This window comes from Neorhizobium fuzhouense (assembly GCF_042611105.1).
GTDB lineage: Bacteria > Pseudomonadota > Alphaproteobacteria > Rhizobiales > Rhizobiaceae > Neorhizobium > Neorhizobium galegae_A.
This window is the reverse complement of sequence record NZ_JBHFFP010000003.1, coordinates 24,195-49,649: the sequence shown is the minus strand read 5'-3', so window position 1 is coordinate 49,649 and position 25,455 is coordinate 24,195. Positions and strand designations below refer to the sequence as shown.

The 25,455-nt window shown below is 62.5% G+C and carries 29 protein-coding genes; 13 read left to right on the top strand and 16 right to left on the bottom strand.

The window, feature by feature from the left end; all coding sequences use genetic code 11:
• The first annotated feature begins 77 nt into the window (after nt 1-77).
• Nucleotides 78-1,610, top strand: a complete 1,533-nt coding sequence (locus tag ACEXP3_RS07170) for a sigma-54-dependent transcriptional regulator (RefSeq protein ID WP_377296634.1) — start codon at nt 78-80, stop codon at nt 1,608-1,610.
• A 350-nt stretch (nt 1,611-1,960) separates the two neighbouring features.
• Nucleotides 1,961-3,775: a peptidoglycan L,D-endopeptidase MepK gene (locus ACEXP3_RS07165; RefSeq protein ID WP_377296633.1), complete on the top strand. Its 1,815-nt coding sequence runs from the start codon at nt 1,961-1,963 to the stop codon at nt 3,773-3,775.
• A 101-nt stretch (nt 3,776-3,876) separates the two neighbouring features.
• Here the strand turns inward: ACEXP3_RS07165 and ACEXP3_RS07160 are convergent, their stop codons facing one another.
• From ACEXP3_RS07160 to ACEXP3_RS07150, 3 genes are all read right to left on the bottom strand, one after another.
• Entirely contained in the window at nt 3,877-4,149 is a 273-nt protein-coding gene (locus ACEXP3_RS07160; protein WP_210105594.1) for a DUF2312 domain-containing protein, read from the bottom strand.
• Nucleotides 4,150-4,242: 93 nt separating this feature from the next.
• Nucleotides 4,243-4,548 carry a DUF1244 domain-containing protein gene (locus tag ACEXP3_RS07155; RefSeq protein ID WP_377296631.1) on the bottom strand — a complete coding sequence of 102 codons (306 nt, stop codon included), beginning with the start codon at nt 4,546-4,548 and terminating at the stop codon, nt 4,243-4,245.
• Nucleotides 4,549-4,572: 24 nt separating this feature from the next.
• Nucleotides 4,573-5,364, bottom strand: coding sequence for an N-formylglutamate amidohydrolase (locus tag ACEXP3_RS07150; RefSeq protein ID WP_210105669.1), 792 nt, complete (start codon nt 5,362-5,364; stop codon nt 4,573-4,575).
• A gap of 227 nt (nt 5,365-5,591) precedes the next feature.
• Here ACEXP3_RS07150 and ACEXP3_RS07145 point away from each other — a divergent pair, with 227 nt between their 5' ends.
• The 3 genes from ACEXP3_RS07145 (at nt 5,592) to ACEXP3_RS07135 (ending at nt 8,154) form a co-directional block, all read left to right on the top strand.
• Nucleotides 5,592-6,023 (top strand): DUF1036 domain-containing protein, encoded by a 432-nt coding sequence (locus ACEXP3_RS07145; protein ID WP_377296893.1) that lies wholly within the window; start codon nt 5,592-5,594, stop codon nt 6,021-6,023.
• The gene (pyk, locus tag ACEXP3_RS07140) at nt 6,023-7,462 is read left to right on the top strand and encodes a pyruvate kinase (RefSeq protein WP_210105596.1); all 1,440 of its coding nucleotides are present in this window, start codon (nt 6,023-6,025) and stop codon (nt 7,460-7,462) included. The genes ACEXP3_RS07145 and pyk overlap by 1 nt, the downstream gene beginning before the upstream one ends.
• A gap of 131 nt (nt 7,463-7,593) precedes the next feature.
• Nucleotides 7,594-8,154 (top strand): pyridoxamine 5'-phosphate oxidase family protein, encoded by a 561-nt coding sequence (locus tag ACEXP3_RS07135; protein ID WP_377296630.1) that lies wholly within the window; start codon nt 7,594-7,596, stop codon nt 8,152-8,154.
• A gap of 69 nt (nt 8,155-8,223) precedes the next feature.
• Here ACEXP3_RS07135 and ACEXP3_RS07130 read toward each other — a convergent pair whose 3' ends face one another.
• From ACEXP3_RS07130 to ACEXP3_RS07105, 6 genes are all read right to left on the bottom strand, one after another.
• Nucleotides 8,224-9,321, bottom strand: a complete 1,098-nt coding sequence (locus ACEXP3_RS07130; RefSeq protein WP_377296629.1) for an alpha/beta fold hydrolase — start codon at nt 9,319-9,321, stop codon at nt 8,224-8,226.
• Nucleotides 9,266-9,886, bottom strand: coding sequence for a tetratricopeptide repeat protein (locus tag ACEXP3_RS07125; RefSeq protein ID WP_377296628.1), 621 nt, complete (start codon nt 9,884-9,886; stop codon nt 9,266-9,268). Before ACEXP3_RS07125 ends, ACEXP3_RS07130 begins: the two co-directional genes overlap by 56 nt.
• A 111-nt stretch (nt 9,887-9,997) precedes the next feature.
• Nucleotides 9,998-10,123 carry a type B 50S ribosomal protein L36 gene (gene ykgO / locus ACEXP3_RS07120; RefSeq protein WP_062279996.1) on the bottom strand — a complete coding sequence of 42 codons (126 nt, stop codon included), beginning with the start codon at nt 10,121-10,123 and terminating at the stop codon, nt 9,998-10,000.
• A 146-nt stretch (nt 10,124-10,269) separates the two neighbouring features.
• On the bottom strand, nt 10,270-11,328 hold the full coding sequence (locus tag ACEXP3_RS07115; RefSeq protein WP_377296626.1) for a 5-(carboxyamino)imidazole ribonucleotide synthase: 1,059 nt from the start codon (nt 11,326-11,328) through the stop codon (nt 10,270-10,272).
• A complete protein-coding gene (gene purE, locus ACEXP3_RS07110; protein ID WP_210105672.1) occupies nt 11,325-11,792 on the bottom strand; it encodes a 5-(carboxyamino)imidazole ribonucleotide mutase in 468 nt (155 codons plus the stop codon). The genes ACEXP3_RS07115 and purE overlap by 4 nt, the downstream gene beginning before the upstream one ends.
• A gap of 50 nt (nt 11,793-11,842) precedes the next feature.
• Nucleotides 11,843-12,046, bottom strand: a complete 204-nt coding sequence (locus ACEXP3_RS07105; RefSeq protein WP_210105600.1) for a YdcH family protein — start codon at nt 12,044-12,046, stop codon at nt 11,843-11,845.
• 376 nt (nt 12,047-12,422) lie between these two features.
• Here ACEXP3_RS07105 and ACEXP3_RS07100 point away from each other — a divergent pair, with 376 nt between their 5' ends.
• The gene (locus ACEXP3_RS07100; RefSeq protein WP_210105601.1) at nt 12,423-12,599 is read left to right on the top strand and encodes a YdcH family protein; all 177 of its coding nucleotides are present in this window, start codon (nt 12,423-12,425) and stop codon (nt 12,597-12,599) included.
• Between the two features lie 168 nt (nt 12,600-12,767).
• On the opposite strand, the gene ACEXP3_RS07095 is transcribed toward ACEXP3_RS07100, so the two are convergent.
• Together ACEXP3_RS07095 and ACEXP3_RS07090 are read right to left on the bottom strand one after the other, a co-directional pair.
• A complete protein-coding gene (locus ACEXP3_RS07095) occupies nt 12,768-13,028 on the bottom strand; it encodes an ArsR/SmtB family transcription factor (protein WP_210105602.1) in 261 nt (86 codons plus the stop codon).
• Between the two features lie 85 nt (nt 13,029-13,113).
• Complete coding sequence (locus ACEXP3_RS07090; RefSeq protein WP_377296625.1) at nt 13,114-13,911, bottom strand: sulfite exporter TauE/SafE family protein; 798 nt, start codon at nt 13,909-13,911, stop codon at nt 13,114-13,116.
• Between the two features lie 176 nt (nt 13,912-14,087).
• Between ACEXP3_RS07090 and ACEXP3_RS07085 the strand changes: the two genes are divergently transcribed.
• The 5 genes from ACEXP3_RS07085 (at nt 14,088) to ACEXP3_RS07065 (ending at nt 19,103) form a co-directional block, all read left to right on the top strand.
• Complete coding sequence (locus tag ACEXP3_RS07085; protein ID WP_377296624.1) at nt 14,088-14,741, top strand: thiamine phosphate synthase; 654 nt, start codon at nt 14,088-14,090, stop codon at nt 14,739-14,741.
• An 8-nt stretch (nt 14,742-14,749) separates the two neighbouring features.
• Entirely contained in the window at nt 14,750-15,907 is a 1,158-nt protein-coding gene (locus ACEXP3_RS07080) for a tetratricopeptide repeat protein (RefSeq protein WP_377296623.1), read from the top strand.
• A gap of 177 nt (nt 15,908-16,084) precedes the next feature.
• Nucleotides 16,085-16,885, top strand: a complete 801-nt coding sequence (locus tag ACEXP3_RS07075) for an inositol monophosphatase family protein (RefSeq protein ID WP_210105606.1) — start codon at nt 16,085-16,087, stop codon at nt 16,883-16,885.
• A gap of 139 nt (nt 16,886-17,024) precedes the next feature.
• Entirely contained in the window at nt 17,025-18,068 is a 1,044-nt protein-coding gene (locus ACEXP3_RS07070) for a flagellar motor protein MotA (protein WP_210105607.1), read from the top strand.
• Nucleotides 18,069-18,071: 3 nt separating this feature from the next.
• Entirely contained in the window at nt 18,072-19,103 is a 1,032-nt protein-coding gene (locus ACEXP3_RS07065; RefSeq protein WP_210105608.1) for a peptidoglycan -binding protein, read from the top strand.
• Nucleotides 19,104-19,136: 33 nt separating this feature from the next.
• Here ACEXP3_RS07065 and ACEXP3_RS07060 read toward each other — a convergent pair whose 3' ends face one another.
• Both ACEXP3_RS07060 and ACEXP3_RS07055 read right to left on the bottom strand, forming a co-directional pair.
• Nucleotides 19,137-20,108: a Bug family tripartite tricarboxylate transporter substrate binding protein gene (locus tag ACEXP3_RS07060; protein ID WP_377296622.1), complete on the bottom strand. Its 972-nt coding sequence runs from the start codon at nt 20,106-20,108 to the stop codon at nt 19,137-19,139.
• 146 nt (nt 20,109-20,254) lie between these two features.
• Complete coding sequence (locus ACEXP3_RS07055; RefSeq protein ID WP_377296621.1) at nt 20,255-22,054, bottom strand: ABC transporter transmembrane domain-containing protein; 1,800 nt, start codon at nt 22,052-22,054, stop codon at nt 20,255-20,257.
• A 180-nt stretch (nt 22,055-22,234) separates the two neighbouring features.
• Here ACEXP3_RS07055 and rpmE point away from each other — a divergent pair, with 180 nt between their 5' ends.
• Both rpmE and ACEXP3_RS07045 read left to right on the top strand, forming a co-directional pair.
• On the top strand, nt 22,235-22,456 hold the full coding sequence (gene rpmE, locus ACEXP3_RS07050; RefSeq protein ID WP_210105611.1) for a 50S ribosomal protein L31: 222 nt from the start codon (nt 22,235-22,237) through the stop codon (nt 22,454-22,456).
• Between the two features lie 145 nt (nt 22,457-22,601).
• Entirely contained in the window at nt 22,602-23,480 is an 879-nt protein-coding gene (locus ACEXP3_RS07045; RefSeq protein ID WP_377296620.1) for a D-alanyl-D-alanine carboxypeptidase family protein, read from the top strand.
• An 88-nt stretch (nt 23,481-23,568) separates the two neighbouring features.
• Here the strand turns inward: ACEXP3_RS07045 and rcdA are convergent, their stop codons facing one another.
• The 3 genes from rcdA to ACEXP3_RS07030 form a co-directional block, all read right to left on the bottom strand.
• Complete coding sequence (gene rcdA / locus ACEXP3_RS07040) at nt 23,569-24,078, bottom strand: protease adaptor protein RcdA (protein WP_210105613.1); 510 nt, start codon at nt 24,076-24,078, stop codon at nt 23,569-23,571.
• 341 nt (nt 24,079-24,419) lie between these two features.
• Nucleotides 24,420-24,611 carry a DUF1192 domain-containing protein gene (locus tag ACEXP3_RS07035; RefSeq protein WP_377296619.1) on the bottom strand — a complete coding sequence of 64 codons (192 nt, stop codon included), beginning with the start codon at nt 24,609-24,611 and terminating at the stop codon, nt 24,420-24,422.
• Nucleotides 24,612-24,624: 13 nt separating this feature from the next.
• Nucleotides 24,625-25,449 carry a TIGR00282 family metallophosphoesterase gene (locus tag ACEXP3_RS07030; protein WP_210105615.1) on the bottom strand — a complete coding sequence of 275 codons (825 nt, stop codon included), beginning with the start codon at nt 25,447-25,449 and terminating at the stop codon, nt 24,625-24,627.
• Between the last annotated feature and the right edge of the window lie 6 nt (nt 25,450-25,455).

Sequence of the window (25,455 nt, the reverse complement as noted above, 5' to 3'; positions counted from 1 at the left end):
GGGATGTTTAAGCCCGCGTGACACAACCTTGCATACAGGGTCCCGCTGTGGGACAAGGACATGATTTTGGAGCGAGCATGACGGCCCATATTCTTGTTGTCGACGATGATCCGGTTCAGCGGCGCCTCTTGAAGAACGCCGTGGAGCGGTATGGCCATGCGGCGCACCTGGCCGAGAACGGCCGGATCGCCCTTGAGTTCCTCAAGCGAAACCCCAATCAGTTCAACGTCATCGTGCTGGACCTGATGATGCCGGAACTGGACGGGCTGGGCTTCCTCCAGGCCATCGGCGAAATGGGCATCGATATTCCGGTGATCGTGCAGACGGGGCAGGGCGGCATCGAGACGGTGGTGCAGGCCATGCGGGCCGGCGCCTTCGATTTCGTGGTGAAGCCGGTATCGCCGGAGCGCATCGCCGCCTCCATCTCCAATGCGCTGAAGCTCGACCATCGCGAGGCGAAGGTGCGCGCCGTGCGCGGCACCAAGAGCCCCAATGTCAGCTTCGGCGATATCGTTTCGGCAAGCCCCGACATGCTGCGGGTGATCGATCTGGCGCAGCGCGCCTCCCATTCCAATATCCCTGTCGTGCTCGAGGGCGAATCGGGCGTCGGCAAGGAAATGATCGCCCGCGCCATCCAGGCCGGCGGCGAGCGCGCCTCCAAACCGTTCATTACCGTCAATTGCGGCGCCATCCCCTCCAACCTGGTCGAAAGCATCCTGTTCGGTCACGAGAAGGGCGCCTTTACCGGGGCGACCGAACGTCACACCGGCAAGTTCATGGAAGCCGATGGCGGCACGCTGTTCTTGGATGAAATCGGCGACCTGCCGCTCGACGTGCAGGTCAAGCTTCTGCGCGCCGTGCAGCAGGGCGAGATCGAAACCGTCGGCGCCGCCAAGGTGCAGAAGGTGGATGTGCGGCTGATTTCGGCCACCAACAAGGATCTGATCGAAGAGGTTCGTGCCGGCCGGTTCCGCGAGGACCTCTACTATCGCCTCAACGTCTTCCCCATCACCATTCCGGCACTGCGCCGGCGCAAGGAAGACATTCCGCATCTGGCCCGTGTGTTCACGCAGCGCTTTTCGGAAGAACAGAAGCTGGGGCAGGGCCTGCAGGTCGGGGCCGGCGCCATGGCGCTGCTGACCGCCTATGACTGGCCCGGCAATATCCGCCAGCTGGAAAACGCCGTCTTCCGTGCCGTCGTTCTGGCGGAAGGCTCGGAACTGACGGAGAAGGATTTTCCGCAGATCGCCGCCCAGGTTCCCGATTTCCAGAGCCCGGAACTGCGCGCGACGGCCGTTGCGGCCGAAACGACAATCGAAAACGACCCGGCCGAAGCGGCCATGTCGGAGGCCTTGCGCCTTGCCCGCGCCGAAACGGCGCTGACGCAGATGTTCGGGGGACCCGAGAACATCATCGTCAGCACCGATGACGCCGGCGAAGTGCGCAAGCTTGCCGATGTGGAAGAGGAGTTGATCCGCTTTGCGCTGAAATTCTACCGCGGCCAGATGAGCCAGGTGGCGCGCAAGCTCGGCATCGGCCGCTCGACGCTCTACCGCAAGCTCAAGGATTACGGGATCGACCCCGACGACCCTTTGAAGGAGGCGGCGTAAACCCCACGTCGCCTCAGCCGGACGATCTATGAGAAGACGGGACAGAGCGCGGCGCCCCCGCGCTCTGTCATCCTGTGACCCCTTTCCCTCTGGCCTTCATCCTTTGGCAAACGGGGTCTGTTAATTTTCGGGCAAGTATGTTTTGTTACACCTCGTCAACCTTTCGGTAGTCATTTATTGACTAAGAAAGTAGCGCTTGTGCATGTGTGGCACATTTGCCATCGTGTAAACGCAATTCACGGTCATGTGAGGCAGCACCGGATGTTGTCAATCAGACGGGGAACGACTTGCCGTATCAGTATGCAGAATCGACGCCTACGGGTGACAACGGACGGCGCCCTCTGGTGCGCATGATCCGGTCTTTCGTGAAGCGCGCCGCCGCCGTGTTCATGTCGCTGGCACTGACCGCGTCTGTCATGACCGTTCCGGCGGCCCCCGCTGCGGCGGCCGGCGAAACACGCTCCCTGAAGCTCTACTTCGTCCACACGGGCGAACGGGCCGAAATCACCTTCAAGCGCAATGGCCGGTATGATCCCAAGGGTCTGCAGGAGATCAACCGTTTCCTGCGCGACTGGCGCCGCAATGAGCCGACGCGCATGGATCCGCGCCTGTTCGATCTCGTGTGGGAAGTCTATCGCCGGTCCGGTGCCACCGATTACATTCACGTCGTCTCCGCCTATCGCTCGCCGGCCACCAACGGCATGCTGCGCTCGCGCACCAAGGGTGTCGCCAAGAGCAGCCAGCACATGCTGGGCAAGGCCATGGACTTTTTCATTCCCGGCGTGAAGCTTGCGACGCTGCGTGGCATTGCCATGCAGATGCAGGTCGGCGGCGTCGGCTATTATCCGACCTCCGGCTCGCCCTTCGTGCATCTGGATGTGGGCGGCGTGCGCGCCTGGCCGCGCATGTCGCGCCAGGAACTGGTGCAGCTCTTCCCCAAAGGCAATACCATGCACGTGCCGGCCGATGGCAAGCCGCTGCCGGGTTATGAGCAGGCGGTTGCCGATTACAAGCGCCGCGTTTCGTCCGATTCCATCCAGCTCGCAAGCACGGCGGGTGGTTCCTTCTCCGCCACGCGCGCCAAGCGGCAGAATACGCTTGCCGCCATGCTGTTTGGCGGTGGTGCGGACGAGGAGGAAGATTCCGAATCGATTGCAGCACCCGTCGTTGCGCGGCAGCGCAATGTTCCGCCGGTGCCGGTTGCTGCCGAGCCCGACGAAGAGGCACCCGTTGCCGTGGCGTCCGCTGCGCCCTCCGCGCCGGCTGTCGGCGCGCCGGTTCCTGTTGCGCGGCCTGAGCTGCAGCCTTCGCCGGGAGGCCTTGCAACGGCGCTTTACCAGCCGCCGCGCAACCCTGCCCAGGATGCCCTCCAGGCCGCCCTTCCGGCAACACCTGTCATGCCGATGGCGCGGCCCGAGCCCCCGGGTGAGAGCTTTGTCGATCTTGCCCGTATGAATATTCCGGTGCCGACGCTGCTTGGTCCGCGCGGTCTGAAGGGCGATGCGCAGACGGCCGGCCCGATGACCGCCTCAGCAAGCCCTGCGCAAGACGATCCGATGCTGCTGGCGGCCATTCCGGTCCCGGCCCATCGGCCGGATATTGGGCGACCGGCCGCAGCCGAGACTGTCAGCCTGCCCGCGGCCGCACCGCCCGCCGTGGCGTCCGCTTCCGAGCAGCGTGAGCTGACGCCGGAACTGGTGGCAAGCCTGGCGGCCAGCGCCGATTATGCCCCGACACCGGCGCTGCGGCCTGAAAGGCCGGCGGCTGCCGAAAACCTGCCGGCTGCAGAAAAGCCGATGCAGGTGGCGTCCGCCTCGCCGAAACCCGCCGATAGCGGTGCCATGGTGTTCAACGATGGCTTCGATACGCCAAAGCCATCCGCCCAGAGCGCGCCTGCGAAAGTGGTGAAGGGCGGCGCTGTGACCAAGCTTGGCGGCAATCCGGCAACGCCCGGTCCAAAAGTGCTGACAGGCAATATGCTGGCGCAATGGGCAAGCTCGACCAATCGCAAGGAGGCCGTGGCCTCGATCAAGGCGCCACGCCTCATCACCCGCGCACTCAACAGCGAATATTCCGCGGCCTATAGCGGTGGCTTCCGGCCGGTCTCGGCAACCGTTGCGGTCGATCCCAACCGGTTCAGCGGCGCAAACCAGGTGAAGCCGTAACCGGCTCAACGCTCTTCCCGGATCAAAAAAAGGCCCGCCTGTCAGAATGAACAGGCGGGCCCTTTTTTATTTCGGCTTTGTGAAACCGGCTTTATGAACCGTCAGGCGGCTTCTTCTTCCGGCGCAAGAACCATGCCGAGGGCTGCCAGATAGGTGTCGAGGATCATGTCCTCTTCCATCCGCTCCTGCTCGTCCTTCTTGCGCAGCGCAATGACCTTCTTCAGGATCTTGGTGTCGAAGCCCATGGACTTGGCCTCGCCATAGACGTCCTTGATGTCGTCGGCGATGGTCTTCTTTTCTTCTTCCAACCGTTCGATGCGCTCGACAAAGGCGCGGAGTTGGTCGCGGGCGACGCCGTGGGCAGCATCAGACATCGGGGCCTCCTGTGTTTAAAGGGCAATTTGCGTGAGTGGTGTCACCTGCCGTGAAGTGCGGGCAAGGTCAAGGCGTTTCACCGCTGCACTGGCTTATTTGTGCGGTGTGTTGAGGGCGAATGCCGCTTTTTGTGTGGCACTGGCTTCGCCCTGATGCAGGTTTTTCCAGTCTTCGTAAGGCATGCCATAGACCATTTCGCGGGAGGCGTCCTTGCTGACGGGCAGGCCTTTTTCTTCGGCCGCCTCGCGGTACCAGTTGGACAGGCAGTTGCGGCAGAAGCCGGCGAGGTTCATCAGGTCGATGTTCTGCACATCGGTGCGCTCACGCAGATGGGCGACAAGCCGGCGAAACGCCGCCGCTTCCAGTTCAAGGCGCTGTTGTGGCGTAAGCTCGGTCATAAAAACTCTCCTGATGCGATCTGCTCACGCATAGGGCCCTGTGCGCGAGGCAAAGATCTGTCTCTCGTGAAGACGAGGATCGGCGTTCAGTTCCGCAAAGATCGGGGCAAGCCGGTCGGCCCAGGCCAGAATGCCGTCCTCGTCGCCGATCAGGTCCTGGCGCACTTCCAGAAGCGCATGCGCCAGACCCTTGGCCATGCAGTGACGATACATCGTATCGCCCTTCAGCGCACCATCATAAGGTTCGTTGTCGCCCACGAGAATATCGCCCGGCCGGCGCAGGAGATCAAGGAGCGGCAGAACCGCCCGGTGGTCCGTGTCCCACAGCACGGCCGCATGCCACGGACGCGGCACGCCTTTCCAGGCCGGCGTATAGGAATGGAGAGAGAGCACCAGCGGTGCCTTGCCGCTCGCTGTCGCCACCGCCTGCAATTCCTCGTCCACGGCGCGATGATACGGCCGATGATAGGTATCGAGCCGGTGCTGCCATTCCTCAGCCGTGATCGGATGATTGCCGGGAATGATGGCGCCGTCGGAGATTTTCATGATCAGCGTCGGGTCATCCTCGCCGCGGTTCGGATCGATCAGCAGGCGCGAAAAACACGACAGAACGGCCGGAACGCCGAGGCGCTCCGCCAGCGCGCGCGTCAACCCCTCTATGCCGATGTCATAGGCGATGTGCCGCTTGAAGGCTTCGGCATCAAGGCCGAGCGTGCCATAGGACGGCGGAAGCCGGTTCATGGCGTGGTCGCCCAGAAGCACCATGCCGCTGTCACGATTGCCGTGTATCACTTCATGCGAACTGAAACTGTGCATCGCCATCCGCTTGCCTGAATTGAGGTGTCTCTCACCCATGCTGTTCGCATGCCCAAGGGGTGACGCGCAAGCGCGTGTCCGATGAAGTCAACCGGTAACCACTCTATTATAATCGATTAGATTTCATTGACTTTCCCATGGCGGCAGGCGAAGACAGTGCAATGATCTCACATGGAGTCCCAGCGGAAGCCGTGCCGAAAAGCCTATTGTCCCATATCTCGCTGAGATTGCTGCCCTCGCTTGCGTTTGCTGCGGTCAGTGTTCCCGTTCTCATGATCGCCGATGCCGCCCATGCTGATTTTCGCGTGTGCAACGGCACCCAGAACCTTGTCGGAGTGGCCATCGGCTACCGGGCCGGCGAGGGCTGGATTTCGGAGGGCTGGTGGCAGGTTCCCGCCTCCAGCTGCGCTACGCTGATCGAGGGCGAATTGCAGTCTCGCTACTACTATCTCTATGCGGAGGATGCCGCGCGCGGCGGCCGCTGGACCGGCGACGTCAACATGTGCGTTGCCGAAAACGAGTTCAAGATCACCGGTGTCGGCGACTGCTTTGCCCGCGGTTTCCAGCGCATGGGTTTCAAGGAATATGACACCGGTCGCCAGGGAAGTTGGATGGTCCAGCTGTCTGATACGCCCGGAACGCAAGAAGGCCAGAATTGATGAAGCGCAACCGCAAAGTAAAGATCCTCGCGACCCTCGGACCGGCCTCTTCCGACGAGGCGATGATCGAGAAGTTGCATCAGGCCGGCGCCGATCTGTTCCGCATCAACATGAGCCATGCCAGCCATGATCTGATGCGCACATTGATCTCCCGCATCCGGTCCGTCGAAGCCCGCTGCGGGCGCCCGATCGGCATTCTTGCCGATTTGCAGGGTCCGAAGCTGCGCGTCGGCAAGTTTGCCGATACGAAGGTGACGCTGGTTGCCGGCCAGACCTTCACGCTCGACAACAATGAGGCGCCGGGCGATACCACCCGCGTCTACCTGCCGCATCCGGAAATCCTGGAATCGGTGAAGCCGGGCGACCGCCTGCTGATCGATGACGGCAAGCTTCACCTGCGCGCCGAACAGTGCGACGGCAAGAGCATCGTCACGACGGTCGTCTCCGGCACCTCGATTTCCGATCGCAAGGGGGTAAGCCTTCCCGATACGCTGCTGGCCGTCGGCGTGCTGACCGACAAGGACCGGCTGGACCTTGATGCGGTTCTGGCCACCAACGAGGTCGATTGGGTCGCGCTCTCCTTCGTGCAGCGTCCGGAGGATCTCGCCGAAGTGCGCAAGATCTCGCGCGGCCGCGTCGGCCTGATGTCGAAGATCGAAAAGCCGCAGGCCATCGAGCGCATCGAGGAAATCATCGAGCTCTCCGATGCGCTGATGGTGGCGCGCGGCGATCTCGGCGTCGAAATGCCGCTCGAAGCGGTTCCGGGCCTGCAGAAGCAGCTGACCCGCGCCTGTCGTCGTGCCGGCAAGCCGGTTGTGGTCGCCACCCAGATGCTGGAATCGATGATCACCGCCGCCGTTCCGACGCGCGCCGAAGTGTCCGACGTTGCAACCGCCGTTTTCGAAGGCGCCGATGCAATCATGCTGTCGGCCGAATCGGCATCCGGCCAGTATCCGGTGGAAGCCGTCTCGACCATGGCCTCGATTGCGAGCACGGTCGAAAAGGATCCGTATTACTCCAACATCATCTACGCGCAGCGTCCGCAGCCGGAAGCAACAGGTGCCGATGCGATTTCGCTCGCTGCCCGCCAGATCGCCGAAACGCTGAAACTGTCGGCTATCGTCACCTATACCTCGTCCGGTACGACGGGCCTTCGCGCCTCGCGCGAGCGCCCGCAGGTGCCGATCATCGCGCTTTCGCCCATCGTCCAGACGGCGCGTCGCCTGTCGGTCTGCTGGGGCCTGCACTGCGTGGTATCCGAAGAGCCGGCGGACATGGACGACATGGTGAACAAGGCCTGCCGCATCGTCGCCTCGGAAGGCTTTGGCAAGGCCGGCGACCGCATCATCATTTCGGCCGGCGTGCCGCTTGGTACGCCCGGCGCCACCAATATGCTGCGCATCGCCTATATCGGCCCCGACGGCCAGTCGGGCGTCTGACGCAAGGTTCGAAAGAAGGGGGCGCCGTTTTCGCCCCCTTTTTTATTGTCTGTTGTCGCGGCCTCGGCTTTCCCCCGACGTTTCGGGGGCTTCCGGCACGCGGCCCTTCCCGGAAAACTCTCGGCGCAGCCATGGCAAAACAATTCCCCCAGCTGAATGATCATCATGTCCGGTTCATCGCCGGGCAGCATCTGTTTTTCACCGCATCGGCAGCGCCCGTTGGCCATGTGAATGTGTCGCCGCGCAGCACCGACATGTTCCGGATCCTGTCGGACACCGCCGTGATGTATCTCGACAGGACCGGCAGCAGCAACGAGACCGCGGCGCACCTGAAGGCGGACGGCCGGCTGACGATCATGTTCTGTGCCGTGGATGGCCCGCCGCTGATCATGCGCCTTTACGGAAAGGGCCGGGTCATCCACCGGGAGGATCCGGAGTTTGCCACACGGCTTGTTCAGCAGTTTGACGACCAGGCACCGCTCGGCGCCCGCCAGATGGTTCACCTCGATATCGACATGGTCCAGACATCCTGCGGCTATGGCGTACCGCTCTTCGATTACCGGGAGGAGCGTCCGCAGATGGATGCCTGGGCCCGCTCCAAGGGGCCGGACAGCATCGAGCAGTATTGGCGGGAAAAGAACCGCGTCAGCCTCGACGGGCTGCCGACCGGATTGTTTGGCGAAGACGAGTAAAGTCCAGGCCACGCGGCGCCCTTAAGGCGATCCGTGTCGTCGTGGGCGGTTGAACCGGCGAGCCGGCAATTATGGTCTGCTCTGCGCGCCTGCTGCATTTTCAGCGGCAATGCGCTGCTCATCCACCCGCGCGATGGCTTGCAGGTCGCGGTCCTTGCCTGACAGTTTTTCGATGGCGGCGATGACAAGATCGGTCACGACATAATCCGGCTTGTGACCAAGGCCTTTGACCCAGACAAGTTCGGAGTGCTCGAGATCGCGTTTCAGGCCGGTCGAGTGGATATCGGCAAGCACGATGGGGTCGCTGTCGCCGGTGATGATCACCGCCGGGCTTTTTATCTCTGTGTAGCGCGGCGCAATGCCGCGCACATAGGAGAGCAGGTTTGCGACATCCCGGGCATTGTTGCGGAACGTCTGGGGCCGCAGCACGAGGGCAGGGGCGCCTTCTTCCAGGTATCGCTCGCGGCGTTGGTTCGGACGGAAAACCGACCGGGTTGCCGGGTCCAGCATCATCAGGCCGGCCGGCATGACCAGGGTGTGGCTAAAGAACCAGCCGAGGACGGGCATGGCCGTGAGGCGGTAATGCCAGTCGATGCCGCCCGGCCAGGGGTGTGTGGCGGCCGAGAGAAACACCGTGCCTATCACCTTGTCGGGGTGGTTCAGCGCAAAACTTGCGGCAATCGCACCGCCGAAGGAATGGGCAACGATGATCGCCTTGTCGATGCCGCGCTTTTCCATGAGGCGCGCAATGGCGTCCGCCTGGCCGTCGGGAAAATCGTTTTCCGCGCCGCCGCGCTCGGAATAGCCATGGCCGGGGCGATCGACGAACAGCAGTTCGGCGCGGCCCTGAAGGGGGGCGCGGAAGGCCGCCTCCTGGTCGCGCAGATTGCCGCTGGCGCCGTGGATGAAGACGATGGGCGGCAGGTCCGGATCGGCGCCCGGCGGCACGGTGAGCGCGTTGAGACGATAGCCGCCAATATCGGTGAGCGTGCCCTCATTGGGGAACTGCCGCTCGATCCGAGCCGATTCGTAGGCTGTAAAGCCAAAGGCTGCGGCGCAGAGTGCTACGATAAAGACAAGGAAGATCAGGAGATAGGACAGGGGCTGCGCCTCAGGTGCGGCTGCCGGCGAGCTTTTCGGAGAGCTTTTGCATGTTCTCCTGGGCATCGCGATCGGCGGGATAGATCGCGAGATAGCGCTCCCAGGCCTTCAGGGCAAGCGCGTCCTCGCCCGAATCGGTGAGGATCGTGGCCATGCCGGCAATGGCTGGAAAGTAGCGCGGCTCCTGCTTCAGCACCTGATTGATATCGGCCATGGATTTGCGCAGGTCGCCCATCGTGTAATGAAGTGTCGCGCGCCGGTTCCAGGCTTCCGCGTAATCCGGCTGCAGCACGGTCACCTGATCGAGGAAATCCAGTGCCGCGCTGTTGTTCTTGTCGGTCGCGGCCTTGGAGGCCCATTGCATCAGAAGATCGATGGTGGCGCTGCCGGACTGGTGCCAGTTTGCGGCGATCTGCTCGGCGATGCTGCGGGCCTTGTCGGCATCACGCTCGCGTTTCAGGGCGTCAAACAGGGTTTGCTGTGTGGCCTGGGGGGAAGGGGCCGGCGAGGCTTCACGGACCACCGGTTTGGCGCTCCCGGTGCCGGCAGGCGCGCTCTCGCGCGCCAGTGCGGGGGGCAAGGCTGCAAGGCTGGTCAGCAGAATCGCAAGGGGCAAACTGAAAAAGCGCATGCAGATAAGGTAACCCGCATGCGCTCTAGTGGAAACCGAAATTTCGAAGCTTTTCGAGAAAGTGATCTTCAGGAGCCGGCGATAACAAGATCATGCCGGTTCGACCGTCGATCAGCCCTGACGAGCCTTGAAACGCGGGTTAGCCTTGTTGATGATGTAAACGCGACCCTTGCGGCGAACCAGACGGTTATCGCGGTGACGGGCCTTAAGCGCTTTGAGCGAGTTCTTGATCTTCATTGTTCTGATCCGCGGTATCGAGGGCGCTTGGGCCACTCATGTCTCTGACAATCAAAGGGCGCCATGGGCACCCCCTTTAGGATGGGAGGCTGATACAGGTTCACCACCTGCCTGTCAACCGCGCCTGCCTTTTCGGCCAAGGCATTTCACCGCAAAAGCTGTGTGACATGGCCCATTTTGCGGCCCGGCCGCGCCTCGCTCTTGCCGTAGAGATGAACGAGCACGTCAGGCTTTGCCAGCCATGCGGGCACGTCGTCCATGTCGTCGCCGATGAGGTTGGTCATCACGCAATCGGAATGGCGGGCCGGATCGCCAAGGGCAAGGCCGGTGACGGCGCGGATATGCTGTTCGAACTGCGAGACCACGCAGGCCGCCTCCGTCCAATGTCCGGAATTGTGAACGCGCGGTGCGATCTCGTTGGCAATCAAGGCCCCGTCCGGCATCACGAAGAATTCCATGCCGATGACGCCGACATAATCGAGCGCCGACAGCAGCCGTTCGGCAGCGAGTCTGGCCCTCTCTTCTGTCTCAGGCGTGATTCTCGCCGGAAGCGTGGAGGTATACAGAATGCCGCTGCGATGAACGTTTTCCGCCACGTCGAAGCTTTTGACTGTGCCGTCGATGGCGCGGGCGGCAATCACCGAAACTTCGCGCTCAAAGGCGACAAAGCTTTCCAGAATGAGCGGCACGCCGCCCATGGCGGCAAAGACGCCATCGGCTGTGTCTTCCGGCCCCCGAAACACCCGCTGTCCCTTGCCATCGTAACCCATGCGGCGGGTTTTTAGGACGCCGCGGCCGCCGAAATCGGAAAGTGCGGCCACAAGATCCGAATCGCTGTCGACCGCATGAAAACGGGCGGTCTCTATGCCGCAACCGTTGAGGAATCGCTTTTCCGTCAGCCGGTCCTGCGCCACGTCCAGCGCCTTTGCCGGCGGATAGACCGGGCGGGATGCCGAGAGATGCGTGGCCGCCGTGACGGGCACGTTTTCGAATTCATAGGTGATGACGTCGCAGGCGGCGGCCAGTTCATCAAGGGCTGCCGGATCGTCATAGGCGGCAACGATCTGGCGGTTGGCCACCTGCGCTGCCGGACAATCCGGTTGCGGCTCGAGGATGATGGTCTTGAAATTCAGCCGGGCGGCGGCCATCGCCAGCATGCGGCCAAGCTGGCCGCCGCCGATGATGCCAAGGGTTTTGAGCGTCATGGCGCCTCGTCGATGGGATAGTCTGCAATGGCGGCCGTCTGGCGGGCGCGGTAATCGTCCAGCCGGTCGGCCAGGTCGTCGTCGGAAAGGGCAAGCACGGCAGCTGCCAAAAGCGCCGCATTGACAGCACCGGCGCGGCCGATGGCAAGCGTTCCAACCGGAATGCCGGCCGGCATCTGCACGATGGAATAAAGGCTGTCGAGGCCCGACATCGCCTTCGACTGAACCGGAACGCCAAACACCGGAAGCGGTGTGAGGGCTGCCACCATGCCCGGCAGGTGGGCCGCACCGCCGGCGCCGGCGATGATGATCTGGAACCCCTCCGCGCGTGCCCCTTGTGCAAAGGCCACCATGCGTTCGGGTGTGCGATGGGCAGAGACGATGCGCGCCTCATAGCCGACATCGAGAGCATCCAGCGTATCGGCGGCGTTCTTCATGGTTTCCCAGTCCGACTGGCTTCCCATGATGATGGCAACGGGCGGTCTCTCTTGCGGCACGCTTACATCCTCTGTCGTCACGCGATGATGTCTGGAATGATCTGGTCTTCGAGCTGCGTCATCTTGTCCTTGATGGCGAGCTTCTTCTTCTTCATGCGCTGGATACGCAGCGCCTCGCAGCCTGTCTGGATCATGGCGTTGATGGCGGCGTCATAGTCTTCGTGTTCCTGACGCAGCCGCGCCAGCGTCAGCCTGATATCCGCCTGTTCCTGATCGGCCATGGATCCCGTGTCCCCTTGTCTTCATTCCGGTCTTTGTCTCGCCGGGGAATGCCCGCAAGCTCCTACCATCAAACCTTCAGAACGACTAGAGCGATGGGCGGCAAATCTCGGCCCCCATTCGAGCCAGAGACGCGCCGATTAATCAACGGCAAATGTCGCATTGGGTAAACGCTTCCCCCTGTTTCGAGGCGGGGCAGGCTAAGAGAAGAATTTTCCAAGCATTTATTAGCCCTTAAACACATGCACCGATTTGCCGCGGAGATGTCACGATTTCGCCTTCGACAAAGGACTCCGATCGTGTCACAATTCCTTCGCAAACCTGAAGCCACGGCCCCATGGAGAGCCGATGGCAGGCAAAAAGGGAAGGACGTGCCACATGACCATACAGGCTCATATCGCATCGCTCGAAAAGAAGCATGGTGCTCTTGAGGAGGAGCTCCAGGCTGTTCTTGCGTCCCCATCCTCTGATGACAAGGATATTGCCGACCTGAAGCGCCGCAAGCTGCGCATCAAGGACCAAATGGAGCGGCTGAGGACCGACACGCGACACTGATCTTTCGACGAGAGCCTATGAGTTCTTGCATGCGTTACTGATCAAGACCAGCCGCCGCCCGCTCCAGGCCACAGGCCATACGAGGCGGCGGTTTTATTTGCAAAAGACCCGCGATGAGGGCCGCAACCGGTTTTTTCGGCAGCCCGACGCCCCGCCCCAGAACATCTCTCAGGACCAGAACTGATCGAGCCAGAGGTTGAGCTTCTGGAAGCCCTTGCTGTTCAAGGCGTAGATCCGCTTCGTGCCCTCCGCCGTGACTGTGACGAGGTTGCTGTCGAGCAGCGCCTTCAGGTGCTGCGATACGGCGGGCCGGCTGATCGGCAGGCCTTCCGCCAGCTGGTTGACGGTGCGCGGGGCACGCCTCAGCTCCTCCAGCAAGTAACGCCGGTTCGGGTCAGCAATAGCAGCGAAAGGATCAATCGTCGTCATGCATTGCAACTTACGCGACACAGTGTAGCCCGGCAAGACTATTCTTGTGCATCGCAGCATCAAAGATCATTTTTAGTATGATTTTTTAATGGGGCAGCACATCCCACAGTAGTTTCAGCGCCGCGATAAGCCCGAGGCCATAGGCCAGCGGGTAAAATACCTCCGGCTTCAGTCGCCGCACGATCACCGCGCCGGCCATGGTGGCAACAAGGGCGACCGGCAGCAGTGTCATCGAAATCGACAGGTTCTTCGTATCGAGCGCGCCGAGCGCCACATAGGGTATGACCTTGATGGCATTGACGAGGGCAAAAAAGCGCACGCTGGCGCCTGTATAGGCCTTCGGATCGAGCCTGAGCGGCAGCGCATAGATCTGGAAGGGAGGGCCGCCGGCATGGGCAACGAAGCTGCCATAACCGCACAAGGTGCCCCAGAACAGCGCAGGGCCCGTGCGGTGGCCGGCCGGCGGCGGAAGTTCGCCCTTGGCCGGACCATAGACCTGGTAGAAATAGCGCAAGGCAAACAGGATCATCGACACGGCGATGACGAAGCGCAGCACATCCGGCGGCACATAGGCAGAGGTTGCCCAGCCGAGCGCAACGCCCACCATGCCCCCGGGCAGGAAGGCCAGAAGCAGCTTTCGGTCGTTATGTTTGCGCCAGGCGTAAAGCGCCACGATGTCCATGACGATGAGGATCGGCAGGAAGATGGCGGCGGCATCCACCGGGCTCACCACCAGCGCCATCAGCGGCACGCCGATCAGCGCAAAGGCGCCGCCAAGGCCGCCCTTGGAGAGGCCGACCAGCGCCACGGCTGGGATAGCGGCGGCAAAAAAGGTGAGACTGGGAAGGTCGAAGCCAAGCATGGAGCGCCAGGGGGCCAGCATATGGAGTTGATCGGAAGGCCGGACCGGTCTATCGGACTTAGCACGGGATGACGAGCCCCAAACCGGATCGAGCCTGCATTTTATGACAGGCGGTCCGATCCGGGCCCGGATCCGCAACAGACACCGACATGCCATTGGCCAGATCGCGGCCAGACACCTGCCAGATTGGACACGCCATGACACTTTTGGAAGACCGCTGCCGCCTCGTGCTGATCGTGCCGGACGCCGATGACGATGCAGTTCTGTCCGAAAAGCTGGCGCATGCGCTGCGCGGTGGCGATGTCGCGTCCGTCATTCTGCCGCAATACGGTCTGGACGAGGTTTCCTTCCAGAAGCGTGCCGAAGGTCTTGTGGCGATCGTGCAGGAAGCGGGCGCCGCAGCCCTGGTGGCCGGCGACAGTCGCGTGGCCGGTCGCGCCAAGGCCGACGGCCTGCATATTCTCGGCAAGGTCGAGGAGCTGGCGGAGGCGATCGAGAAATTCACGCCGAAGATGATCGTCGGCGCAGGCGGGGCAAGCGACCGCCACACCGCTCTCGAAGTGGGCGAGGCGCGCCCCGATTACATCTTCTTCGGCAAGCTCGATGGCGACATCAAGCCGGAGGCGCATCCGAAGAACCTGGCGCTTGGCGAATGGTGGGCTTCGATGGTGGAGATCCCCTGCATCGTGATGGGCGGCACCGATATCGCCTCCGTGCTGCAGGTGGCCGAAACCGGTGCCGAATTCGTCGCCCTTCGCTCCGCCGTTTTCGATCATCCGGCGGGCAGTGCGGCCGCTATCTCTGAAATCAACGCACTGTTGGACGAAAAAGCGCCACGGTTTGACGCTTGAAGGTCAGCATGCGCCTCAGATCCCGCCTGCTCATCACCGCTCCCGTCATCCTGTCCTGCCTTGCCGGCGGGCAAGAGGGCGTGCAGCCGGCGCTTGCGCAAGGAACCGAGCGCGCGGTGACCCGCCCGGTTCCGTCCGGGGCAGATCCCTTGCGCAAGGTGCCGGCCGATGGCGCTGACGCGACAAAGGACAAGGGTGCGGCCGACGCCACCGGCGCGCCGGATGGCGCATCCTCCAACGCGAGCGATGATCCTTACCCGTCCTCCGGCGTGACGCTTTACCAGCGCATGGGCTCTGATCTGCCCGCCGTTCCGCCGGAAAAAGCCTATCACGGCCCGATCGACGAGGCCTATGGCGCCTATCAGCGTGGCCGTTACATGACCGCCCTCGACAAGGCCCTGCCGCGTGCAGAAGCCGGTGACGCGGCAGCCCAGACGCTGGTTGCGGAAATGATGACCCGCGGGCTCGGCATCGTGCATGACGCGAAGGGTGCTGCCTTCTGGTATGGCGAAGCGGCCAAGCGCGGCGATCCGGCCGCGATGTTCCAGTATGCGCTGCTTCTGATGGAAGGGCGCAATGTGCCGCGCGACAAGGCGAAGGCAGACGATTACATGCGCCGCGCCGCCGAGGCCGGCAATGCATCGGCCCAGTTCAACTGGGGCCAGATCCTGGTGGCCGACAATCCCGGTGAAAAGGGCCTGAAGCTGGCGCTGCCGTTTTACGAGAAATCCGCCGAACAGGGCGTAGCCGACGCGCAATACGCCGTCTCGCAGCTCTATGAGGGGGTGAAGGACATTGCGCCGGAAAAGAAGGCCAAGGCCCGCGAATGGCTGCTGCGCGCTGCAAAGGCAGGCTATGACACGGCCCAGCTCGATGCCGGCATCTGGTTCGTTAACGGAGTCGGAGGCCCGCGCGACTACGAGCAGGGTTTTGAATGGCTGCGGATCGCCGCCACGCGCGGCAATGTGGTGGCCCAGAACAAGCTTGCGCATCTTTATATCTATGCGCTCGGCACCCGACCCAATCCTGTCGAGGCGGCCAAATGGTATGTGCTGTCGCGCCGCGCCGGCCTTGCCGATCCGGTTCTTGAGGATTTTTACCTCGGCATCAACGAGGATCAGCAGAAACAGGCGATCGACGCTGCCAACCGTTTTCGCCGCGGCTGAGCCTTCGCCGGGGTGGCCGGTATTCACCCTAATGCCACCGATTGCGGCCTTATCCGGTCGCGTGACTTGAATTGTGCCTGCTTTTGTGGTTCTGAACGCGCCTATTCATGAAAGTTCAGATCGACGTTCGTTCCTGTTCGACAGGGACACCCGCCCTATACCCGCAAGGATCCCCCAATGGCTCGTTCAGCCCTTCTCAATGTCATGGTTCAGTCCGCCATCAAGGCCGGCAAGTCTTTGTCGCGTGATTTCGGCGAAGTGCAGAACCTCCAGGTCTCGGTGAAGGGCCCGGGCGACTTCGTTTCCCAGGCGGATCTGAAGGCTGAGAAGATCGTCCATGACGAGCTGATGAAGGCACGCCCCACCTATGGCTTCCTCGGTGAGGAAGGCGAGGAAGAGAAGGGCACGGACGGCGCGCATCGCTGGATTGTCGATCCGCTCGACGGCACGACGAATTTCCTGCACGGCATTCCGCAGTTCGCCGTTTCCATCGCGCTGGAGCGCAATGGCGAAGTGGTGGCCGGCGTCATCTTCAATCCGGCAACGGATGAGCTGTTTACGGCTGAAAAGGGCGGCGGCGCCTTCCTGAACGATCGCCGCATCCGCGTCGGCGCACGCCGCGTTCTGTCCGATTGCGTCATCGGCTGCGGTGTTCCGCATCTCGGCCGCGGCAACCACGGCAAGTTCCTGGTGGAACTGCGCCACGTGATGGGCGAAGTGGCCGGTGTGCGCCGCTTTGGCGCGGCGGCGCTCGATCTCGCCTATGTGGCGGCCGGCCGTCTCGACGGTTTCTGGGAAGTCGGTCTTTCTCCCTGGGATATGGCTGCAGGCCTTGTCATCATCCGCGAAGCGGGCGGCTTTGTCAGCGACCTCAAGGGTGGCAACGACATGATGGACGCAGGAACCGTTGTCGCCGGCAATGAGCTGATCCAGAAGCAGCTCGTGGAAGTGACCAACCGTCCCGTGCCCACCCGTTGATCGGGCATTCCTCGCTTCTGCGGTGAATGAAGGGTAAAAGCCTTGGGGCTTGCGACGATTTCCGAGTGGCCATCACTTCAATTCGTCTTATTTTTGCACTAGCCTCCGCCGCGTTGTAAAGCGAAAGAGGCAGCGGCACATGGCGAACGAGACCCTTGGGGATGTGAACGGTTCAGAGCTGGCACCCCGTCCACAGGCCTACAAGCTGTCCAATCCGGTGCCTTTCCTGTGGACGATGATGATCTTCCTGATCATCGTCGGCTTCATTGCCGCCATTCTTTACCGGCAGGCGCATGCCGCCTTCATGACCAATCCGGGCCTGAATGGCCTGATCGTCGGGGTTCTGGCGATCGGTATCCTGCTGATCTTCCTGCAGGTTGCGAGCCTCATTCCGGAAGTGCGCTGGTTCAACTCGTTCCGCGCCGCCGGCAGCGCCGATCGCGTCGGGCGCGATCCACGGCTTCTGGCGCCGATGCGCTCGCTTCTCGGGCGCAGCCAGCGGCTGGCGCTGTCGACCAACATGCTGCGCTCCATTCTTGATTCGATCGGAACCCGGCTCGACGAATCGCGCGACATCTCGCGCTATCTGATCGGCCTTCTGGTCTTTCTCGGCCTTCTGGGCACGTTTTGGGGCCTCATCGGCACGATCGGCTCGATCAGCGAGGTCATCCGCGGGCTCGATCCGAGCTCCGGCAACAACAACGATATCCTGTCGGCGCTGAAGACCGGGTTGACGGCGCCGCTTTCCGGCATGGGCACGGCGTTTTCCTCGTCGCTGCTGGGCCTCTCCGGCTCGCTGATCCTCGGGTTCCTCGATCTCCAGGCCGGCCGCGCCCAGAACCGTTTTTATACCGAACTGGAAAACTGGCTCTCCTCCGTCACGGAAGTGAGCGCGGAATTGCCGGTGGCAAGTGCTGCGACAGTCGATGGCGCGGGCGAAGACCTGCGGCGTGTGGCTGAGCAGCTGCGCAAGCTGATCGCCTCCCAGTCGAAAACCGAAGCCGCGCAGAACGAGCGTTCGCTTGCCGCGATGAACAGCCTTGCCGAAGGCATCCAGGGGCTGGTCAAGAACATGCGCAACGAACAGCAGATGCTGCGTGACTGGATCGAGGCGCAGCAGGAGGAATCGAAGGCCATGCGCCGCACGCTCGACCGCCTGTCCGACAAGATCGGGGGGAAGTAAGCGATGGCGCTCGGCCGCAACCGCCGGCGCGAACGCGGCGTCGATTACTGGCCAGGCTTCGTCGACGCGCTGTCGACGCTGCTTCTGGCCATCATGTTCCTGCTCACCGTCTTCGTGCTCGCCCAGTTCATTCTGGGCCGCGAGATTTCCGGTCGCGACACGGTCCTGAACCAGCTCAACAGCCAGATTGCCGAGCTGACCCAGCTTCTGGCGCTGGAAAAAAGCGGCAAGCAGGATGCAGAAGATACGCTTGCCAACCTGCAGGCCTCGCTGACGCAATCGGAAACCGAACGGTCCCGCCTCCAGGCGCTTCTCGACCGCGGTGCAGGTTCCAGCGATGCGGCGAATGCGAGGGTCGGGGCGCTGACCGAACAGCTGTCGCAGGAACAGCAGGCGAGCGCCCGGGCCATGAGCCAGGTGGAACTGCTCAACCAGCAGATCGCCGCCCTTCGCGCCCAGATCGCCGCTGTCGAACAGGCGCTTCAGGCGTCTGAAGCCAAGGACCAGTCGTCGCAGGCGCGCATTTCCGATCTTGGACGCCGCCTGAACGTCGCGCTTGCCCAGCGCGTGCAGGAGTTGAACCGCTACCGCTCCGATTTCTTCGGACGCTTGCGCGAAATTCTCTCGGACCGCCAGAATATCCGCATCGTCGGCGACCGCTTCGTCTTCCAGTCGGAAGTGCTGTTTCCGGTCGGCGGCGCCGATCTCGATGATGCCGGCCGCGCCGAAATGGACAAGCTTGCGACCGCCATCCTTGAACTGGCGCAGGAAATTCCGCCGGAAATCAACTGGGTGCTGCGCGTTGATGGCCATACCGACAATGCACCGCTCTCCGGCGCCGGCCGTTACCGCGACAACTGGGAGCTTTCGTCCGCCCGCGCCACATCGGTGGTCAAATACCTGATTTCCCGGGGCGTTGCGGCAAACCGGCTGGTGGCCGCAGGCTTTGGCCAGTACCAGCCGATTGCCGAGGGGGATACGCCGGAGGTGCGCTCGCAGAACCGCCGTATCGAGCTGAAGCTGACGGAACGGTAATCCGCGCCGTCAGCCTCGAGCGGGTTGCCGGGATCAATCCATCTGCACGTTGGCGTTCTTGACGACAGGCGTCCATTTGGCGATCTCGGCCTTCACATGCGCGGCCAGCGCTTCCGGCGAGGAGGCGACGATGGTGGCGCTGAATTCCTTCATGCGTTCCGCCACCGCGGGATCGGCCATCGCCACCTTGGCGGCGGCGTTCAGCCGGGCGACAACCGGCTGCGGCGTCTTGGCCGGCGCAAAGAGCGCGTTCCAGGTGTAGGTCTCGTAGCCCGGAATGCCGGATTCGGCGATGGTCGGGACATCCGGGAAGGATGGCGCGCGTTGGGGGGTGGTGACGGCCAGCGCCCGCAGCGTGCCGGCCTTGATATGGCCGGAGGAGGAGGGCAGGTTGTCGAACATGATCGGGACCTGATTGGCGATGACATCGTTGAGCGCCGGGCCGGACCCCTTGTAGGGCACATGCTGCATGCTGACGCCGGCCATGCTCTTGAACAATTCACCCGACAGATGCAGCGGCGTGCCATTGCCGGACGATGCATAGGCATATTTGTCCGGATCGGCCTTCAGGAGCGCCAGCAGTTCCGGCACGGTCTTGACCGGCAATTGCGGATTGACCACCAGAACATTCGGCACGACGACGAGAAGCGAAACCGGCGCAAAATCCTTCTCTGCATCATAGGGCTTCTGCTTGAGGATCAGCGGATTGAGCGCGTGGGTGGCAACGGTGCCCATCAGGATCGTATAGCCATCCGGCTGTGCGGTCGCGACGTTTCCGGCCCCGAGGCTGCCGCCTGCGCCGGCGACATTCTGCACGATGACCTGCTGGCCAAGATCGGTGGACATGCGCTGCGCAATGATGCGTGCGACGACATCGGTGGACCCGCCCGCCGCAAAGGGCACGACGAGCGTTATCATGCGATCGGGAAATTCCGCCCGGGCCGAGCCGGCGGCAAGCAGTCCGGCAAAGACGGCGGCTGCGGCGATGGATTTCAACAGTGACATGGAAACTCCTCCCAGAGATGACGACATGTTGCCATCTCACAATGGAGGGAAAAGGTGTCGTGCACAATGTTCCCGTGAGGGGCATGTGCGGGGGAGCGCCGCCCAATGTCCGGGGGGCACTCGGCGCCCCCGCATCGCTGATGTCCCTATTGGGCTGCGATAAAGCCTTCCATGCCGGCATCGAACTGCAGGCGGGCAAGGTTGGCATAGAGCCCGCCCCGTGCCACCAGCTGGCTGTGGCTGCCTTCCTCGACAATGCACCCGCCATCCATGACCAGGATCCGGTCGGCCTTCAGCACGGTGGCGAGGCGGTGGGCGATGACAATCGTGGTGCGGTTCTCCATCAACCCGTCGAGCGCCTTCTGCACCAGCGTTTCGCTTTCGGCGTCGAGCGCCGAGGTTGCCTCGTCGAGGAGGAGAACCGGGGCATCCTTCAGGATGGCACGGGCGATCGCGAGGCGCTGGCGCTGGCCGCCGGACAGCGTCACGCCGCGTTCGCCGGCCATCGTGTCATAGCCCTGGTCGAGCTTGGTGATGAACTCGTCGGCCTGGGCGGCAATGGCGGCCTGGCGCACCGCCTCGCGGCTTGCCTCCGGCCGACCGAAGGCGATGTTGTCATGGATCGAGGCGGCAAAGATCGTCACGTCCTGCGGCACGATGGCCAGACGCGCCCGAAGCTCCGACAGCTTGGCCTCACGCAAATCGACGCCATCGAGCCGGATGGCGCCTGCCGTCGGATCGTAGAAGCGCATGAGAAGCGACAGCACCGTGCTCTTGCCCGCGCCGGAAGGGCCGACGATCGCCACCGTTTCGCCGGGGTGGACGGTAAAGGAAAGATCGTTGAGGGCAATCCCGCTCACCCGGGAGGGGTAGGCGAAGGAGAGCCTATCGAACACCACCTCGCCACGCGCCGGGGCTGGCAGCGCAAGCGGCGTCTGCGGATCGCGAATAGCCGGCACCTCGCGCAGGAGTTCGGTCAACCGTTCGGCGGCGCCACCGGCCTGCGAGAGTTCGCCCCAGACTTCCGACAATTGCCCGAGCGAGCTTGCGGCAATGACGGAATAGAGCACGAACTGGCCCAGCGTTCCGGCGCTCATCGTGCCGGCAAGAACGCTCTGCGCGCCATACCAGAGAACGCCGACAATGCTGCCGAAGATGAGAAGGATGGCAAAGCCGGTGAGCAGCGCCCGCGACCGGATGGCCGTGCGGGCGGCCTGGTAGGCCTGTTCGACTGCGTCTTGATACCGGGCGGAGGCGGCTTTTTCGGCGCCAAATGCCTGTACCGTGCGGGTGGCCGCGATGGTTTCGGAGGCAAAGGCGGAGGTTGCGGCGAGCCTGTCCTGCGCCGCGCGCGAACGTCCGCGCACCGAACGGCCAAAGCCGACCAGCGGAAACACGATGAGCGGGATCGCCCCCAGGACCAGCGCCGACAGTTTTGGACTGGTGAAGATCATCATCGCCATGGCGCCGAGACAGAGAATGATGTTGCGCAGCGCCTGCGATGCAGCCGACCCGAAGGCGGACTTGATTTGCGTCGTATCGGCCGTCAGCCGCGAGACGATCTCGCCCGACTGGTTGACGTCGAAGAAGGAGGGCGAGAGCGACGCTACGTGCGAAAACACCTCGCCGCGCAGATCCGCCACCACCCGCTCGCCAATCGTGATGACATAGTAATAACGCAGCGCGCTGGAGATCGCGAGCATGGCGGCAAGCGCCAGCAGCATGGCGAAATAGCTGTTGATGAATGTCCCGTCGGAGGCGGCAAAACCGTGGTCGATCATGCGGCGCACGGCAAGCGGCAGGGCAAGCGTCGTGCCGGCGGCAATGGCAAGGAAGGCGCAGGCCGCCATCACCATCGGCTTGTAGCGCAACACGTAAGGAATCAGCCGCAAAAGGGGCTGCGGAGAACGGCGTTTCTTGTCGTTTGTGGTCTGACTATCGCTCACGATGGCCCCGTATTCTGGCCCTTCAAGTGCGGGCGCGGGTACTTGTGCTTTGGGAGACCTTCCTGTATAGGCTCCGCATCGAATTGGGAAGCCGTGGCCGGTCCGGTCTGCGGCTTCATTTATGGGACAGGGTCTCTCGCTGCAATTGCGACAAATGGACCCCGCAGCAGGAAGAGTGACATGAAGGCCAATATCCATCCGGAATACCACAAGATCAAGATCGTCATGACCGACGGCGAAGAGTATGAAACCTACTCCACGTGGGGTTCGGAAGGCGCTGTCATGAACCTTGAAATCGACAGCAAGTCGCATCCGGCCTGGACCGGCGGCAACCAGCAGCTGATGGACCGCGGCGGCCGCGTATCCAAGTTCAACAAGCGTTTCGGCGGCCTCGGCCTCTGATCCGCCTCATCGGGCTTGTCCCGGTGCAGCTGGCATGATGTATTTGAAACCGTCCGGGGATCATGTCTTCGGGCGGTTTTTTCGTTTCCCCATCTGTATTCCCGCCGGCTTTTGAAAGCCTGCGATGCGTAGTCTTGAGGTTTTTATGCTGTCCTTTTCCCGTCTTGCCGCCTCCGCCGCTCTCTCCCTTTGCCTGCTGGCGGCCGGCACTTCGTCTGCCTTCAGCGGCCAGGCTCGGTTTCTCATGGATGCGCAAACCGGCAAGGTGCTTGAGTCGGATCATGCCGACGAGTTGAACTACCCCGCGTCGCTCACCAAGATGATGACGCTCTATCTCACCTTCGAGGCCCTGCATCAGGGCCGTCTCAGCTGGGACCAGAAGGTGGTGATGTCGGAAAACGCCAATAACAAGGAGCCGTTCAAGTTCGCCGTCGGCGCTGGCCGCACGATCACCGTGCGCGAGGCGGTGCTGGGGATGGTGGTGCTCTCGGCCAATGATGCGGCCGTGCTGATGGGCGAGACGCTTGGCGGTTCGGAAGCCGGTTTTGGCGTTCTGATGACCCAGAAGGCGCATCAGCTCGGCATGTCGAAGACCGTGTTCCGCAATCCGGCGGGCCTTCCCGACCCTGAGCAGGTGACGACGGCTGAAGACATGGCCAAGCTTGGTCTGGCGCTGATGCGCGACTTTCCCGAGGAGTTCAAGCTCTTCTCCAACCGCACGATCACCTTTCGCGGCATGAAGCTGCGCGGTCATAACGGCGTGCTGAACGCCTATCCGGGCGCAAGCGGCATCAAGACCGGCTATACGGATGCCTCCGGCTATAATCTCGTGACCTCCGTCGATCGCGCCGGCCATCACCTGATCGGCGTTGTGCTCGGTGGCAAGAGCGCGGGCGAGCGCGATGCCGACATGATGGCGATGATGGACCGGCATCTGCCGGCGGTGGTCAAGCCGGCATCGGTGGCGGCCAAGGCGCCGGGAACGAAGACGGTTTCGGTCGACACCGCAAAGCCGAAGACCTGAAAGGGGAGGCGGCGTCTCACTGCAGAGAGAAAGAATCAAAAAAGCGGGGCGGGCCCGCTTTTTTCGTAGTCCCGAACCCTATGCCAGCTTAGCTGGTGAATGCGGTGCGCAGGAGATCGAGCTGGGCGCGGACGCTGTTTTCGTTGTCCGGCACGATGGTGTCGTTCGGGCGGTAGATTTCCCGGTCGAGGATGGCCACGCGGTTCTGCAGGCGAAGCGAACGCTCGACGAGATCGCGGAAGGCTTCCGGCAGGTCGCCCCAGCCCGGTGCCATGCGGTCGACGTTGAAGCCGTCGAGGCGCACCTTGCTCTTTTCCGACAGGACCTGATCCTGGCTCATTTCGCCGTTGTTGACGGCGCGCTGCAGCAGAAGCCAGGATGCCATCTGCATCAGGCGGGTCGTCAGGCGCATGGATTCGGCCGCATAAAGCACCGTTGCAAGGCGCGGAAGCACTTTCGAGGCAGCGCGGCCGGGACCGTCGAGATAGGCCGCGGTCTCCTCCACCAGCGACATGCCCTCCGCATACAGAGCCTTGAACTGCGACGAGTTAGCGGCGCGGCCGGCGAAACTGACGGTATTCAATACCTGTTCTGACATCGAGATTATCCTGCTAACGCATTCACTTGTTCAGCAATGACGGAAGCGGGCAAAAAGTTCCGCGCCCCGCCGTTCATGCCCAGAAGATGATACCACTAGCGGAAATCCGCAAGGCAATTCTTAAGGAAGGGTTAATTCCCACAGTTTCCACAAGGACATAAAAAAAGAGCCGCAAAAGCGGCTCTCAAGGTAAAACAGGGAGAATCAGACCAATTCGCCGACTGGAGAAACCGTCTGAGCCCGGCAGAACCGGACAGCTGCATAATTACCGGAAATGCTTAATATCCACTTAAAGCGCGCCTCAGCAGCAAAGGCGAGCGCCGTTGCCCGGCGAACGCGGGTCAAAGCTTGAACAGCTTGTCCGCAGCCTTGCGGCCCGCCTCCTTCGTCTTGCGTTCCGCCAAAAGACGCTGGATTTCCGCTTCAAGGAGCGCCACCCGAAGGTCGATCTCCTCGACCGACAGCAGCGACAGATCGCTGCCGATCTCGTGCTGTGACGGCTTTTTCGGGCGGTCGTCGTCAAAGAGGCCCATCGTTTCTTGTCCTTTAGCGCCAGAAGTCCGGAATGGTCTCGGTGAGGCGCGGACCGATGCGCAGAGGCGCGATCTTTTCCGCAAGCCCCGTCGTGTCGGAGATCTCCACGCCGACGCCGCAAATCGTCGCCGGGCCGCTGGCTGCCTCGAAACGGCCCTTCGGCATCTTGGAAATGAACCGGTTGAGCGGCTCTTCCTTTTCCATGCCGAGCGACGAATCGTAATCGCCGCACATGCCGGCATCCGACATATAGGCGGTGCCGCCGTTCAGGATCTGGTGGTCGGCGGTCGGTACATGCGTGTGGGTGCCGACCACGAAGCTTGCGCGCCCATCGACGAAATGGCCAAAGCACTGCTTTTCGCTGGTCGCCTCGGCGTGGAAGTCGAAGATGATCGCGTCCGCCTGTTCTTTCAGCGGGCAGGCGGCAAGGATCGCTTCGGCGCTCTTGAAGGGGTCGTCGAGTTCCGGATGCATGAAGACGCGGCCCATGACATTGGCGACGAGCACGCGCGCACCATTGCGGGCATAGAAGAGGCCCGAGCCGCGACCGGGCGTGCCGGCCGGGTAATTCGCCGGGCGCAAAAACTGATCGTGGCGGCCGGCAAAGCTCACGGCTTCCTTCTGGTCCCAGACGTGGTTGCCGGTGGTGACCACGTCAGCACCGGCGTTGACGGTTTCGAGAAAAATGTCCTCGGTAATGCCGAAGCCGCCAGCGGCATTTTCGCCGTTGACGATGACGAAATCGAGTTTGAGGTCGGAGACGAGGCCGGGCAGGCGATCCCAGACGGCCGTGCGGCCCGTCTTGCCTACCATGTCACCGAGAAAAAGAAGTCGCATGCCGAT

Bases quoted from the DNA above. Each gene is read 5' to 3' on its own strand.
- ACEXP3_RS07115 (WP_377296626.1), bottom strand. From the start codon at position 11,328: ATGACGCTCAAAACCCTTGGCATCATCGGCGGCGGCCAGCTTGGCCGC.
- ACEXP3_RS07060 (WP_377296622.1), bottom strand. From the start codon at position 20,108: ATGTCACTGTTGAAATCCATCGCCGCAGCCGCCGTCTTTGCCGGACTG.
- ACEXP3_RS07085 (WP_377296624.1), top strand. From the start codon at position 14,088: ATGACACTTTTGGAAGACCGCTGCCGCCTCGTGCTGATCGTGCCGGAC.
- ACEXP3_RS07080 (WP_377296623.1), top strand. From the start codon at position 14,750: ATGCGCCTCAGATCCCGCCTGCTCATCACCGCTCCCGTCATCCTGTCC.
- ACEXP3_RS07045 (WP_377296620.1), top strand. From the start codon at position 22,602: ATGCTGTCCTTTTCCCGTCTTGCCGCCTCCGCCGCTCTCTCCCTTTGC.
- purE (WP_210105672.1), bottom strand. From the start codon at position 11,792: ATGGGAAGCCAGTCGGACTGGGAAACCATGAAGAACGCCGCCGATACG.
- ACEXP3_RS07030 (WP_210105615.1), bottom strand. From the start codon at position 25,449: ATGCGACTTCTTTTTCTCGGTGACATGGTAGGCAAGACGGGCCGCACG.
- ACEXP3_RS07150 (WP_210105669.1), bottom strand. From the start codon at position 5,364: ATGCACAGTTTCAGTTCGCATGAAGTGATACACGGCAATCGTGACAGC.
- ACEXP3_RS07130 (WP_377296629.1), bottom strand. From the start codon at position 9,321: ATGCCCAGGAGAACATGCAAAAGCTCTCCGAAAAGCTCGCCGGCAGCC.
- ACEXP3_RS07100 (WP_210105601.1), top strand. From the start codon at position 12,423: ATGACCATACAGGCTCATATCGCATCGCTCGAAAAGAAGCATGGTGCT.
- ACEXP3_RS07035 (WP_377296619.1), bottom strand. From the start codon at position 24,611: ATGGGCCTCTTTGACGACGACCGCCCGAAAAAGCCGTCACAGCACGAG.
- ACEXP3_RS07165 (WP_377296633.1), top strand. From the start codon at position 1,961: ATGATCCGGTCTTTCGTGAAGCGCGCCGCCGCCGTGTTCATGTCGCTG.
- ACEXP3_RS07155 (WP_377296631.1), bottom strand. From the start codon at position 4,548: ATGACCGAGCTTACGCCACAACAGCGCCTTGAACTGGAAGCGGCGGCG.
- ACEXP3_RS07090 (WP_377296625.1), bottom strand. From the start codon at position 13,911: ATGCTGGCCCCCTGGCGCTCCATGCTTGGCTTCGACCTTCCCAGTCTC.
- ykgO (WP_062279996.1), bottom strand. From the start codon at position 10,123: ATGAAGATCAAGAACTCGCTCAAAGCGCTTAAGGCCCGTCACCGCGAT.
- ACEXP3_RS07070 (WP_210105607.1), top strand. From the start codon at position 17,025: ATGGCGAACGAGACCCTTGGGGATGTGAACGGTTCAGAGCTGGCACCC.
- ACEXP3_RS07170 (WP_377296634.1), top strand. From the start codon at position 78: ATGACGGCCCATATTCTTGTTGTCGACGATGATCCGGTTCAGCGGCGC.
- ACEXP3_RS07105 (WP_210105600.1), bottom strand. From the start codon at position 12,046: ATGGCCGATCAGGAACAGGCGGATATCAGGCTGACGCTGGCGCGGCTG.
- rpmE (WP_210105611.1), top strand. From the start codon at position 22,235: ATGAAGGCCAATATCCATCCGGAATACCACAAGATCAAGATCGTCATG.
- rcdA (WP_210105613.1), bottom strand. From the start codon at position 24,078: ATGTCAGAACAGGTATTGAATACCGTCAGTTTCGCCGGCCGCGCCGCT.
- ACEXP3_RS07125 (WP_377296628.1), bottom strand. From the start codon at position 9,886: ATGCGCTTTTTCAGTTTGCCCCTTGCGATTCTGCTGACCAGCCTTGCA.
- ACEXP3_RS07065 (WP_210105608.1), top strand. From the start codon at position 18,072: ATGGCGCTCGGCCGCAACCGCCGGCGCGAACGCGGCGTCGATTACTGG.
- ACEXP3_RS07075 (WP_210105606.1), top strand. From the start codon at position 16,085: ATGGCTCGTTCAGCCCTTCTCAATGTCATGGTTCAGTCCGCCATCAAG.
- pyk (WP_210105596.1), top strand. From the start codon at position 6,023: ATGAAGCGCAACCGCAAAGTAAAGATCCTCGCGACCCTCGGACCGGCC.
- ACEXP3_RS07160 (WP_210105594.1), bottom strand. From the start codon at position 4,149: ATGTCTGATGCTGCCCACGGCGTCGCCCGCGACCAACTCCGCGCCTTT.
- ACEXP3_RS07135 (WP_377296630.1), top strand. From the start codon at position 7,594: ATGGCAAAACAATTCCCCCAGCTGAATGATCATCATGTCCGGTTCATC.
- ACEXP3_RS07095 (WP_210105602.1), bottom strand. From the start codon at position 13,028: ATGACGACGATTGATCCTTTCGCTGCTATTGCTGACCCGAACCGGCGT.